Origin of the sequence: Rhizobium sp. NLR22b, assembly GCF_019685295.1 — a bacterium.
Taxonomy (GTDB): Bacteria; Pseudomonadota; Alphaproteobacteria; order Rhizobiales; family Rhizobiaceae; genus Rhizobium.
Genome location: NZ_JABDWM010000005.1, coordinates 99,170 through 111,612, shown reverse-complemented (window position 1 = coordinate 111,612; position 12,443 = coordinate 99,170). Strand labels below are relative to the sequence as shown.

Annotated in this window: 14 protein-coding genes; 5 read left to right on the top strand and 9 right to left on the bottom strand. The window is 61.5% G+C overall.

The window, feature by feature from the left end:
• Positions 1-41: 41 nt before the first annotated feature.
• From HJC00_RS10450 to HJC00_RS10440, 3 genes are all read right to left on the bottom strand, one after another.
• Positions 42-458: a cupin domain-containing protein gene (locus HJC00_RS10450; protein ID WP_221163993.1), complete on the bottom strand. Its 417-nt coding sequence runs from the start codon at positions 456-458 to the stop codon at positions 42-44.
• A gap of 66 nt (positions 459-524) precedes the next feature.
• Complete coding sequence (locus tag HJC00_RS10445; protein ID WP_210630687.1) at positions 525-1,280, bottom strand: SDR family oxidoreductase; 756 nt, start codon at positions 1,278-1,280, stop codon at positions 525-527.
• A 66-nt stretch (positions 1,281-1,346) separates the two neighbouring features.
• The gene (locus HJC00_RS10440; RefSeq protein ID WP_085778718.1) at positions 1,347-1,826 is read right to left on the bottom strand and encodes a carboxymuconolactone decarboxylase family protein; all 480 of its coding nucleotides are present in this window, start codon (positions 1,824-1,826) and stop codon (positions 1,347-1,349) included.
• Positions 1,827-1,957: 131 nt separating this feature from the next.
• Here HJC00_RS10440 and HJC00_RS10435 point away from each other — a divergent pair, with 131 nt between their 5' ends.
• On the top strand, positions 1,958-2,884 hold the full coding sequence (locus tag HJC00_RS10435) for a LysR family transcriptional regulator (RefSeq protein WP_221145483.1): 927 nt from the start codon (positions 1,958-1,960) through the stop codon (positions 2,882-2,884).
• An 84-nt stretch (positions 2,885-2,968) separates the two neighbouring features.
• Entirely contained in the window at positions 2,969-4,096 is a 1,128-nt protein-coding gene (locus HJC00_RS10430; RefSeq protein WP_210630692.1) for an ATP-dependent RecD-like DNA helicase, read from the top strand.
• Positions 4,097-4,149: 53 nt separating this feature from the next.
• Here HJC00_RS10430 and HJC00_RS10425 read toward each other — a convergent pair whose 3' ends face one another.
• On the bottom strand, positions 4,150-4,842 hold the full coding sequence (locus HJC00_RS10425) for a MerR family transcriptional regulator (RefSeq protein ID WP_221145482.1): 693 nt from the start codon (positions 4,840-4,842) through the stop codon (positions 4,150-4,152).
• Between the two features lie 421 nt (positions 4,843-5,263).
• Here HJC00_RS10425 and HJC00_RS10420 point away from each other — a divergent pair, with 421 nt between their 5' ends.
• Positions 5,264-6,016 (top strand): pyridoxine 5'-phosphate synthase, encoded by a 753-nt coding sequence (locus HJC00_RS10420; RefSeq protein ID WP_210630696.1) that lies wholly within the window; start codon positions 5,264-5,266, stop codon positions 6,014-6,016.
• A 350-nt stretch (positions 6,017-6,366) separates the two neighbouring features.
• Here HJC00_RS10420 and HJC00_RS10415 read toward each other — a convergent pair whose 3' ends face one another.
• On the bottom strand, positions 6,367-7,272 hold the full coding sequence (locus tag HJC00_RS10415; RefSeq protein ID WP_221145481.1) for an SDR family oxidoreductase: 906 nt from the start codon (positions 7,270-7,272) through the stop codon (positions 6,367-6,369).
• A 122-nt stretch (positions 7,273-7,394) separates the two neighbouring features.
• Here HJC00_RS10415 and HJC00_RS10410 point away from each other — a divergent pair, with 122 nt between their 5' ends.
• Positions 7,395-7,811: a helix-turn-helix domain-containing protein gene (locus HJC00_RS10410; RefSeq protein WP_210630699.1), complete on the top strand. Its 417-nt coding sequence runs from the start codon at positions 7,395-7,397 to the stop codon at positions 7,809-7,811.
• A gap of 99 nt (positions 7,812-7,910) precedes the next feature.
• On the opposite strand, the gene HJC00_RS10405 is transcribed toward HJC00_RS10410, so the two are convergent.
• The 4 genes from HJC00_RS10405 to HJC00_RS10390 form a co-directional block, all read right to left on the bottom strand.
• A complete protein-coding gene (locus HJC00_RS10405; RefSeq protein WP_221163992.1) occupies positions 7,911-9,125 on the bottom strand; it encodes an MFS transporter in 1,215 nt (404 codons plus the stop codon).
• 108 nt (positions 9,126-9,233) lie between these two features.
• Entirely contained in the window at positions 9,234-9,857 is a 624-nt protein-coding gene (locus HJC00_RS10400; protein ID WP_221163991.1) for a TetR/AcrR family transcriptional regulator, read from the bottom strand.
• Positions 9,858-9,918: 61 nt separating this feature from the next.
• Entirely contained in the window at positions 9,919-10,836 is a 918-nt protein-coding gene (locus HJC00_RS10395) for a helix-turn-helix domain-containing GNAT family N-acetyltransferase (protein ID WP_210630705.1), read from the bottom strand.
• A 238-nt stretch (positions 10,837-11,074) separates the two neighbouring features.
• On the bottom strand, positions 11,075-11,794 hold the full coding sequence (locus HJC00_RS10390) for an aspartate/glutamate racemase family protein (RefSeq protein WP_221163990.1): 720 nt from the start codon (positions 11,792-11,794) through the stop codon (positions 11,075-11,077).
• 155 nt (positions 11,795-11,949) lie between these two features.
• Here HJC00_RS10390 and HJC00_RS10385 point away from each other — a divergent pair, with 155 nt between their 5' ends.
• Positions 11,950-12,414 (top strand): Lrp/AsnC family transcriptional regulator, encoded by a 465-nt coding sequence (locus tag HJC00_RS10385; protein ID WP_210630708.1) that lies wholly within the window; start codon positions 11,950-11,952, stop codon positions 12,412-12,414.
• The last annotated feature ends 29 nt before the right edge of the window (positions 12,415-12,443 follow it).

Here is a 12,443-nt window from a genome sequence, read left to right as displayed (position 1 = left end):
GCGCAAGCGCGGGATTTGCGCGGATAGCCAATGGCGGGTCGTCAGTTCTGCAGCGGGAAGGTCAATTCCTTCTGGTTGGTGTCGACGACGAAGACGGCGAGCAGGCGGGCGGGCTCGGTCTCGCTGCCGTTGGCGCTGACGCCATGGCGGTCGCCCGGCATTTCGGAAAAGCTCTCCCCGGCCTGATAGACCTTGGCCGGGCCGTCATTGACCTGGCTGCGGATCGATCCTTCGAGCACGGTGGCGTAGATGAAGGCCGAATCCGGGTGGGTATGGCCTTCGGAAAAGCCGCCCGGGCCGTATTCGACCAGCACGCCCTTGATGCTCTTGCCCGGCACGTTCGGCAGTTCGTGCTCATAGACGAGCGTCACCTTCGCGGATTTGCTGCTGTCGTGGGCGGTGGCACCGGTCGCGGCGAGAAAGGCGAGCGCGGCGGCGATGATTGATGCTCTGATCATGGGAATCTCCTTTGTTGCTGAGGTGGAGAGGACGCGTCCGAGCGGCCGCGTCCTGAGGCAGGCCAATCACTTCGATCGGGCTGATTTGGCGAACCACTCTTCGAAGGTGATCGTGCCGAGCCGCGGATTATCATCGGAGACGAGCGACTGATCGTTCAGCCTTGCGCCGAAATATCGCGCCTCTGCATCGGCCTCGACGGTCCTCGGGTCTTTCACCGCCGTCAGGTAGCGGGCGACGAGCTCGCTGAGGCGGGCGCGCTCGGGACCTGCGATCTCGACCGTCGCATTGGCCGGGGCTGAAAGCGCCACATCGGTCATGGCGTCGGCAACATCATCGGACGCGATCGGCTGCACATAGGCGGGCGACAGCCGAACCGTCTGGCCGACCGTGCCGGATTGGGCGATGCCGTTCAGGAATTCCATGAACTGCGTCGAATGCACAATGGTATAGGGAATGCCCGAGGACTCGATCAGCTTTTCCTGGGCGAGCTTGCCGCGGAAATAGCCGCTTTCCTGCAGGCGCTCGGTGCCCACGACCGAAAGGGCGATATGGTGCTTGACGCCTGCGGCCTTTTCGGCGGCGAGAAGATTGCGTCCCGAGGTCTCAAAGAATTCGAGCACGGCCTGGTCCTCGAAGGAGGGTGAATTTGCAAGGTCGAGCACGACCTGGGCGCCCGCAAGCGCTTCCGCCAGCCCTTCTCCGGAGATCGTGTTGACGCCTGAGTTCGGCGAGGCGGCAATCACCTCATGCCCGCGTTTGCGCAGGCGCTCGACAGTCTTCGAACCGATGAGGCCGGTCCCGCCGATGACGACGATTTTCATAAGGGATCTCCTTTCGCTGCCGCGGCGCGGCAGCGTCAAAATTGAATCTTCTATGAATTGCGAGGCTTAGTTCAGGCCTGCCTTATCGAGGCCATAGGCTTTGTCGGCCGTGCCGGGCACGGTCTTGAAGCCGACATTGACGCGGTTCCAGGCATTGATGGCCATGACAACGAAGGTCAGGTCGGAGATTTCCTTTTCGGAAAGCTGGCCGCGAACCCGCTCATAGATCTCGTCGGGCACGCCGCCCTCGGGAAGTTTCGTCAGCGCTTCGGTCCAGGCCAGCGCTGCGCGCTCGCGGGGAATGAACAGGTTCGATTCCCGCCAGATGGCGACGTGATAGATCCGCAGCTCGCTCTCGCCGAGGATTTTGGCCTGCTTCACATGCATGTCGAGGCAGAAGCCGCATCCGTTGATTTGCGAAGCGCGGATCTCGACCAGGGCCTGCAGCTTCTCGTCGATCACGCTGCTGCGGAGCGCCATGCTGAATTCCATGAATTTCTTGAAAAGTTCGGGGGACTGCTGGGCGTAGTTCAATCGCTGGGTCATGTCTTTTTCCTCTAATTAAGGATATTTTGCATCCTTATGGATAAACGATATCCTTAATTGCTGGACTGTAAAGCCATTCTCGCCTAGTCTGGCGGCATAAAGCCTATGCGCAAAAGTATGAGGGGGCTGTCATGGATATCGTTTCGGCATTGCGGAGCTTTCAACGCGTCGTGGAGACGGGCTCGTTTTCAGCGGCAGCACACGATCTCGACGTGACCCAGCCAGCGGTCTCGCGGCAGGTTGCCGCACTCGAAGGTCATTTCAACACGCGCCTCCTGCATCGCACGACGAGCGGCCTGTCACTGACGGCGGAAGGGGAACGGATGCTGCCGATGGCGCTCAGGATTCTCGAAGCGGTGGAGGAGCTCGGCGATGCCGCCGGATCGGATGGAGTGGTCGCTTCGGGCAAGGTCCGGCTGAGCGTTCCGGCACCGCTCGGCCTCTATCTCAGCGAGCGGCTGGGCGATCTTCTCGCCGCCCATCCGAAGCTGTTGGTCGAGCTGCTTTTCAGGGAGCAGAGCTCGGATATGATCGAGGAGCGCCTGGATCTCGAAGTGCGCCTTGGCCCGGTCGCCGACAGCAGCCTCGTCTGCCGGCGGATCGGCTGGACGACGGCTTTCCTCGTCGCTTCTCCCGCCTATCTCGCACGCAGGGCGGCGCCGCGCGCCCCGAAGGACATCAAGGACCATGAATGCCTGTGCTACAGCAGGGCAGGCGAGGCCAACATATGGTCCTTCTCGAATGGCTCGGAGGACATATCCGTCAGGATATCGCCGCGGCTGACGGCCTGTAACGCCGTCGCCATTCACAGGGCGGTCCTTGCCGGCGCGGGGCTTGCGGTGCTCTCCCACGTCATCGCCATGCCCGACATTGCCGCCGGGCGGCTGATCCCGGTGATGAAGGATTTTCAGCCGAGCCGGCTGCCGGTTACCGTCGTCTATCCCTCGCGACGCAACATGCCGCTGCGCGTCAAGACTGTTCTGGATTTTCTGATGGATGCGATGGCGCAGGACCCGTCGATGTGCGCAGGCGGCGTGGACCGGGGCTGGGACGGGTGATTTGGCAGGATCTGCCGCCATCGGCCATGCGGTGTCAGTTTCCGCCTTGCCTAATAGCGGCGAATCCTGCCAAGTCGTCCGATCATGCAATTTGCGCCGCAACAAGACGAAGCCCTGAAGGCTGTTTCGAAATGGCTGAACGAAGGGCGCTCGCCGCTCTTTCGCCTGTTCGGCTATGCCGGAACGGGCAAGACGACGCTTGCCCGGCATTTTGCCGAGAATGTCGACGGCGACGTGCTGTTTGCCGCCTTTACGGGCAAGGCCGCGCAGGTGCTGCGTTCGCGCGGCGCCTCCAACGCCAAGACCATTCATTCGCTGATCTATCGCCCGCGTGGCGAGGAGGCGGTGGAGGACGAGGAAACCGGCAAGACTTCGATTGCGCCGATGTTTGCGATCAACCGGCAGAGCCCGGTGGCGAAAGCGGCACTGATCATCGTCGACGAATGCTCGATGGTGGACGAGGCGCTCGGCAAGGACCTGATGAGCTTCGGCACGCCGATCCTGGTGCTTGGCGATCCCGGCCAGCTGCCGCCCGTCAGCGGCGGCGGCTACTTCACCAACCAGGACCCGGATTATCTTCTGACCGATATCCACCGGCAGGCGCGCGACAATCCGATCATCAAGCTCGCCATGCAGGTGCGCGAAGGCAATGAGATCATGTATGGCGACTACGGCACCGCCAAGGTGATTTCGAAGAATGAGGTGACGCAGCAGCTCGTGCTCGATGCCGACCAGGTGCTCGTCGGTACCAACCGCACGCGGCGGCGCTATAATCAGCGGCTGCGCGAATTGAAGGGTTTTTCCGCCGATTATCCGCAGACCGGCGACAAGCTCGTCTGCCTCCGGAACGATCCGGCCAAGGGCCTGCTCAACGGCTCGCTCTGGCAGGTGATGACCTCGTCGAAGGAAACGACGAAGCCCGGCATCAATCTGCTCGTCCGTCCCGAGGACGACGACATGGATCGCGGGGCGGCCAAGATCAAGCTGCTGAAACAAGCCTTCGAGGATGTCGAAGGCGAGATTCCTTGGAACACCCGCAAGCGCTATGACGAGTTCGACTACGGTTATGCCCTGACCGTCCACAAGGCGCAGGGCTCGCAATGGAATGACGTCGTGCTCTTCGATGAGAGCTGGGCTTTTCGCGATACGCGGGAACGCTGGCTCTATACCGCGATCACGCGCGCGGCGGAGACGCTGACGATCGTTCGCTGACAGCGCTCGGCCGGGGGAAGGGGACGGTGGCGAACGTCCGGGCACGACCCGGGCTAAGCTTGCACGATGCCGAGCAGGACCGCCTTGGCGATTGCCTGGAAGCGATTGTTGGCACGGAATTTCAGGATGATGCCGGCTTCGAGATCGCGGGTCTCGTCATGCTTCAGGTCGAGCGCCCGGGCGATGCGCTGGGTGGAATAGCCCTCTGCCATCAGTTCCAGGCAACGCAGTTCCTGCGCGGTCAGGCTGGAACTGTCCTGATTGTCGTTGAGCGGCGGCGTCTCCATGCCGTCGTCGAAATCCAGGAGATCGCCGACCTGTTGGAGCTGGCGGTGCAGCGTCGACATTTCGGCCGTCAGTTCGCGCTTGCGCACCTGCAAGGCCTCGCGAAACATCGCCTCGGCTGTTTCCTGCGAATCGGCCTTGCGAAGCTCGTCCATCAACTCCTGGATAACCGCGATCGGCATGCCTGTCTCGCGGCAGACTGTGATGACGGCCATGCGCATCACGTCGTCCTGGCCATAGACCCGCATCAGGCCGATGCGATTGGCCGAGATCAGTCCCTTTTCTTCGTAGAAATGCAATGTCCTGTGCGTAACGCCGAATGCGTTGGCCATATCGGCGATAGGCACCGGACCTCCCGGTAGATCCGGCGGCAGCGCGGCCGAAGGCAGGAACCGGTATTTCGACCGGGCCTCCGAAACGATACCGGCGGCAGCAAACAGGCGTTTGGAACCGTCTGGCATGAACCCTCCTAGGGCATCTTGTTGCACCTCATGCGGATTTGCCAGTTGCTTCCCGGTCGCGGCGAGTGGGGTTTCCTCTGAGCGTCTTACATGGGGAAAGAAGCAGTACGCGGCCTACGTTTACGCGACACAATGTCCACGTTATGCGTGAACGATCTTTTTTAGAAGTGCTAAAAATAATCTCTTTTAAATGGGATAGCAACGCGACGGCGTGCTTTGCAGGCTTTGCGCGAAGGTTCTGGCAAAACACGCGCCGCACCCGCCGCATCTTCGCAGCGGCGGGAACTGCTATTCCTGGTAGCTCCTCACTGTTGTAATGCCGATCCATCAATGATCGGCGTCGCGATTCTCGTTGGCCATCGCCGGACACTTGGCTTAAAAGCGGGGCCACCCGTTTCCGAGACCGATGGATAATCCCGCCATGCCAGCCAAGCTCTCCGTGAACCTCAACGCTATTGCCATGCTGCGCAACCGGCGTGATCTGCCCTGGCCGAGTGTCGAAGTCCTGGGGCGCATAGCCCTTGCATCAGGCGCCAGCGGCCTGACGGTGCATCCGCGCCCCGATCAGCGGCATATCCGTTTTTCCGACCTGCCCGTTATCCGCAACCTGATCGACGATGAATTCCCCAAGGCCGAGTTCAACATCGAGGGATACCCGACTGACGAATTCCTCAATCTCTGCGCCGGCGCTGCACCCGAGCAGGTGACGTTGGTGCCCGACGATCCCTCCCAGGCGACCTCCGATCACGGCTGGGATTTCCGCAAACATCAGGCGTTCCTCACCGATGTCGTCGCCCGGCTGAAGAAGATGGGATGCCGGGTCTCGCTCTTTGCCGACGGCGACGGCGATGCGGAAGCGGTCAAGATCGCCAAGGCGGTCGGCGCCGACCGAATCGAACTCTATACCGGCCCCTATGGCGGCTGCTACGACGCGCCCGAACGGGCGGCTCCCATCCTCGAAGCGCTGGGAAAGACTGCAGACGCGGCGCTGGCGATCGGCCTTGGCGTCAATGCCGGGCACGATCTGACGGTCGCAAACCTGCCTGATCTGGTGAAGCGCATTCCAGCGCTTGCCGAGGTTTCCATTGGCCATGGACTGACTGCCGATGCGCTGGAATATGGCATGGCGGAAACGGTGAGGCGTTTTTGCAGGGCATGCGGGCAGAAGGTTTGAGGAAGGCCGTTGCCTCTGTGTTTTGACCGGAATCGAGTCATGACGTTTCTGGCGGCAGGCGCAGTGGGCGTATTGGGTCGTCAGCGCCCAAGGACTTGGGCGCACTGGATTCCTGCGACAAGCACAGGAATGAGGGAGATCAAAATAAGCGCTGTTGCCAGAATTTCCGGTCGTCATTGAGACAGCAGGTAACGGGAAGCGTTACCTTTCCGCCCCTCATTCCTGTGCTTGTCACAGGAATCCAGCCACGGCGCGTCCGCGCCGTGAATGACTCGTTTGCAGTAACGAGGTTTTCTCATTCAAAACCTGACCGCTCATCCCTGCGACACGCGCAGGGATGAGCGGAATGTTCAATGGGCATCGGCGCCAGCAGCCGTCAACGCAGCCTTATGCGCCACGAAGAAATCCTTCAGCGGCTGCGGCTGTTTACCCGTCAGCTTGATGAAGTCTTCGGTCATGATCTCGAACTTGCCGGCGCGGATGTTGGCGTCGGCGGAGACCAGCATGTCGGCGATGAAGCCGGGGAGGCCGGCGCCGCGGATGCCCTGGCCGAGCTGCTCGTCATTGACGTCGACCACGTCGAGCGGCTTGCCGGCGGCCCCGGAGACGGTGGCGGCGACCTGCCGGTTGGTCAGCAGTTCAGTGCCGGTCAGGGTATAGGTGGCGCTTTCGGAGGTGCCGGAGGCAAGCGCTGCGGCGATCGCCAGGGCGCAGTCGTCGCGTGCAATAGTCGAGATCTTGCCGTCGCCCGTGGCGCTGTACCATTTGCCGCCTTGCAGGTTGTGCGGCATGCCGTGCAGGTAATTGTCGTGATACCAGGCGTTGCGGAAGATCGTATAGGCGATGCCGCTCGCCTTGATAGCGTTTTCGGTGCCGAGGTGGTCGGGTGCGAAGATGACGAGCGAATTGTCCGGGGACGGCATCGAAGTATAGGCAATGTGTTTGACGCCTGCCTTGGCGGCGGCAGCGACGGCAGCCTTGTGCTGGGTGAGGCGCTTGCCGGGGGTATCGAGCGCGTCGGTGCTGATGATCAGCAGCCGGTCGACGCCGGCGAAGGCCTTCTCCAGGCTGGCCGCATCATCGAAATCGGCCTTGCGGGTGGCGACGCCCTTGTTCGCCAGCTCAACGAGCTTTTCCGGGCTGCGCGTTGCCGCGACGATCCTGCCTGGGGCGACCTTGTAGGTGTCGATGAGGTGATGGATGACACGCTGGCCGAGCTGTCCGGCGGCGCCGGTGACCAGGATGGTTTCGCTCATACGTCATTTCCTTCTGCGTTTGATGACAGTCTCAAAAAGAGACTAACACTAGAATAGGAATTGACTTGGCGGTGTAAAGCAGGCAGTTTTTCGGCTCTACGTTACCAAAAGGGAACCAGCAGATGAGCGGCGAGGTCCTCAGTTTGAAGAACAGGATGCCGGAGATGCGGCGCGAGATCGATCTCGCTGGTCTCGATTTTTCCAACTGCCCAGTCAGGGACATGATGCAGCATATCGGCGGCAAATGGTCGACGTTGCTGCTTGAGATATTGGCGGCTCGGCCTTGCCGGTTTGGCGAGTTGCGGCGGATGCTCCCCGATATCTCACAGCGCATGCTGACGCAGACGCTGCGCGACCTGCAGAGGGACGGTTATGTCAATCGCGAAGTCTTCCCCACCAAGCCGCCGAGCGTCGAATATTCGATGACCGATCTCGGCCGTTCGCTCTACCAGCCGCTGTCGCAGCTCTTGAATTGGGCGGAAGCGAACCACGAAGCGGTTCGTGACGCTCGCTTGCGCTTCGATTCTGCAGAGAGCTAAAGCATGTCGCGATCTTTCAGATTCGCTATCATGCTTTAGGTCTTTGTTTTTCCGCATGTCTTAATCGCAAAACCGCTGCACGCTTTTGCGAGACATGCTCTAGGCTTTGTTGCCACGCCCTTCCGTCAGGAACAGCAGGAAGGCCAGCGCAGGGAAGGCGAAGCCGATCCACGACGTCATCGTCCAGCCGCCGGTCGCATAGGCCCAGCCGCCGAGCGCCGAGCCGAGCGCGCCGCCGCCAAAGAAGGTGGCCATGAAGAGGCCGTTCAGTCGGCTGCGATGTTCCGGGTTAAGGCCGTAAATGGCGCGCTGGCCGCAGACGAGATTGGTCGTGACGCCGAAATCGAGCATGATCGCGGCAACGGTGAGAAGGATCAGGGCGGCGAGCGAACCGTCGCTTGCGAGGTGGCTGATCAGGAAGGAGGCCATGCCGAGCAGCATGGCGATCGTCGAGGCGATTCTGGTCATGCCGCGGTCGGCAAGGCGGCCGGCGATTGGCGAGGCGACGGCGCCGGCGGCACCGGCAAGCGCAAAGAGGGCGATGCCGTTCTGCGTCAAGCCAAAAGCCGGGCTCGCGAGCAGCAGCGGCGTCGTCGTCCAGAACAGGCTGAAGGCGCCGAACATGCCGGCCTGGTAAAGGGCGCGGCGCTGCAGCACCCGCGAGGTCAGGGCCAGACGGGCCATGGAGGCCAGCAGTTCGCCATAGCCGAGCCTCGTCTTCGGCACACGGACCGGCAGGTTGGCGCGCAGCACGATGGCGAGCACGAGCATCAACGCTGCCGTGACGTAATAGACCATGTGCCACGAGGAGGCCTCGGCGACGAAGCTCGCGAAGGGCCGCGCCAACATGATGCCGCAGAGCAGGCCGCTCATGACATTGCCGACGACCTGGCCGCGTGTGGCATCCGGCGCCATGTTCGCGGCAAAGGGTACGAGCACCTGGACGGCGACGGAGGCGAGGCCAATGGAGAGCGAGGCGGTGAGAAACATCGCAGGCGTCGTCGACAGGGCGGCGCCGATCAGTGCCACGGCAGAGACGGCGATCAGCAGCAGCACCAGCCGGCGGTTTTCCGTGAGGTCGCCGAGTGGCACGATCAGCAGCAGGCCGAGGCCGTAGCCGATCTGCGTCAGCGTGACGATCAGGCCGGTTGCGGCAGGGGAGAAGCCGAGATCGGCACTGATCGGGCCGGCAAGCGGCTGGCCGTAATAGAGATTGGCGGCGACCAGCCCGCAGGCGGCGGCGAAAAGGAAGGTGAGCCAGGGGGATAGTGCGCGTGGAATGGCTTTATCCGGCGTGGTGGCTGAAATGCTCATCAGAAACTCCGGTATTCAAAGATCGTGAAAGTTGAATGCAAAAATGCTGGCTGCGGCCACCCGATCCTTGAGCGGATGCCACTATTTCGATCGTCTGGACGTACCCGTTCAGGTCACGAGCTTCATCGCCGCTTCGGCTGCGGCAACCATCTCCTGCCTGCTGCGTCCTGTTTTGCCGATGACGCGCAAGCCCTTGGTAAAGCAGAGAAAGGCGAGGGCGGCGGCATCAGGGTCCACCGTCTGCGGGATGGTGTGGTCGGCCTGGCCGATGCGGATGAGATCGGCCATCAGCTTCTCGTCAGCGGCAAAGGCAGTGGCGACATGGGCGGCCGTTTCATCGTCGAGCAGGGCGAAGTCATTGGCACCGCCGACGACGAGGCAGCCTTTGCGGCCGGCCTCGCCATGGGAGAGCTCCGTATAATACATCACCATCTGGAAGACCTTTTCGCGGCCTGTTTCCGCAGACGCGATCATGGCTTCCAGGCGCCGCCGGCCGAGTTGGCGATAACGGGAAAAAGCGGCGACAAAGATACCGCGCTTGTCCTTGAACGCCTTGTAGATGCTGCCCGAGGCAAGGCCCATCCCCTCGGCCAGATCGCTGATGGAGGTGGCGTGATAGCCGCGTTCGGAAAAGACCCGCAGGGCCGCATCCAGGGCCGCGTCCATATCGAACTCCCGCGGACGGCCACGGCTGCGGGTTCTTTGATCTGATGTGAGGTCGGCGATGGTCATGGCCCCTAATTAGGGAACGATCATTTCCAAATCAAGCGGAATTTTCTGCTATGCAGCAAATTCAGAGATCGAGTACCCATGTCTGCCCGTTCGCTTCCGGGCCGAACATCCGATGTCTCTCCTCGGAGACAAGTCGGAAGCCGGCCTTGACGTAGATCGCGCGGGCCGTATCCAGCATGTCGTTCGTCCAGAGCGAAAGCTGGCGATAGCCCTTGTGTCTGGCGAATCGGATGCATTCCTCGACCAGTAGCTTGCCGAGCCCGAGCCCGCGGGCGGATTTGTCGACATAGAGCAGGCGCAGCTTGGCGATGCCGTCGCCGCCATTGGTGACGAGGACCGAGCCGATATTGACGCCGCCGCGCTCGGCGATCCAGCAATATTCCTTCTCGGGATCGAAATTGGCGAGGAATTTGCCGGCGACCTCGGCGATCAGCGCCTCGAAGCGCAGGTCCCAGCCATATTCGTCGGTATAGAAGCGGCTCTGGCTCTCGACGATCCAGCCGATATCGCCGGCGCGATGGGCACGGATGATCGCCGGCACGGGCTTTGCCGCCGGGTCGAGCAGGGCGCGGATCGTGTTCATGGCCGAGACGACCGCCTGCGGCTCGCTGGCTGCAAGCGTGTCGAAACGGGCGGCGATCTGCGCATTGGCGCGTCGGCCGAGTTCTTCGAACTCTTTGCGTCCCCGGTCGGTGATAGTGATGATCTGGCTGCGCAGATCGGCTGGATCGGCGCTGTTATCGATCAGCCCTTCGGCGCGGAAACGCTTGAGGATGCGGCTGAGATAGGCCGGATCGAGATGCAGGTCGCGGGCGAGTGCGGTGGCGCTGACGCCCGCATGCGAGCCGATCTCGAAAAGGATGCGGGCATCCGTCAGTGTGTAGGGCGAGTCGAGATAGGCCTTGTTCAGGAGGCCGAGGAAATTCGTGTAAAAGCGGTTGAAGTCGCGGGCGGTTTCGATGAGGGCGATGTCGGACATGGTGATCTCCAGGGGGAGATCTCGCCAGACTGCTGACAAGGCCCGCTCCTCGCTCGCCGTCATCCTCGGCCTTGTGCCGAGGATCTGCTACCCTATCGACCGGAAGCAGACGCTCGGGACAAGCCCGAGCATGTCGAAAGAAGGGTTGGTCGACTGAGTCAACACACTGACAATAGTCTCCGTATGAAGACTATTGTCATGCATTTAGTTGACTGAGTCAACTACATGTCGACGCGCATCAAGCGGCTTCCTCTTCCACATCTTCCTCTGCGCCAAGGACGAATTCGACCGCAGCCCGTGCATGGATCGCCGTGGTGTCGAAGCCCGGCAGCGGCAGACGGTCGGGATCGAGGATCAGACAAATCTCGGTGCAGCCGAGGATGATACTGTCGGCGCCGTTTTCCACGGCGCGGTCGATGATATCGATGAGCTTCTCGCGCGAGCGGTCATGCACCTTGCCGGCGCACAGTTCGTTGAAGATGATGTCGTGCACAGTGGTGCGGTCGGCGGCGTTGGGCACCATGATGTCGATGCCAAGGTTCTTCATGCGGTCGGCGTAGAAGCCGTGCTCCATCGTGTAGCGGGTGGCAAGCAGCAGCGGGCGCTTGCGGCCGGCCGCATGCAGCGATTTCGCCGTTTCGTCGATGATGTGGATCAGCGGCACGGAAATCCTTGCCGCGACTTCCTCGGCGATCAGGTGCATGGTATTGGTGCAGATGAGGACGCAATTGGCCCCGGCGATCTGCAGGCGCAAGGCCACGTCGGCGAGGCGGCGGGCGGCTCCATCCCAGTTGCCGGCCTTCTGAAGCGCGACGATCTCTTCAAAATTGACGGAATGCATTATGACCTCGGCCGAGGCGAGGCCGCCCTTGCGGGTGCGCACCATCTCGTTGACCAGCCGGTAATAGACCGCCGAACTTTCGAAACTCATGCCGCCGATCAGGCCGATCGTTTCCATCTCTTCATGCTCCCATGCTTCAACTTTCGGAAATGATGCCGCAATGCCCGCGCGACGTGTTTGCGTTGTTTGTCCTGCGCGTCTAATGTGTGCTATTATTTTGCGCGGTTTGGAGGGGTGGCGCAAAATTAAGGCGGAGGGTTCACTTCTCACACATGCTGGATGATCGCGACAGACGTATTCTCGATATGCTGCAGAAGGATGCGGGCATCTCCGTAACCAACCTTGCCGAGCGCGTAGCGCTTTCGGTGTCGGCCTGCTCGCGGCGCATCCAGCGGCTGGAGGAAAGCGGCCATATCGCCCGGCGCATCGTCGTGCTCGACCGCGAAAGGATGGGCGTTCCGACGACGGTCTTCGCGCTGGTGAAGACGGCGCATCATTCCGATGAATGGACGGAAAGCTTCCGCCGGATCATCAGCGACATTCCCGAGATCGTCGAGGCCCACCGGTTGACCGGCAATCACGATTACATCCTGAAGATCGTCCTGCCGCGCGTCGAGCACTACGACGTGATCTACAAGCAGATCGTGCGCAAGCTGGAACTCTTCGACGTCTCGGCGTCGATCTCCATGGAAGAATTGAAACATGGAATGGCGATACCCGTGGGTTACGCCCGGTGAACCGTGCCATGCGGAAAAAATAAGGTCGG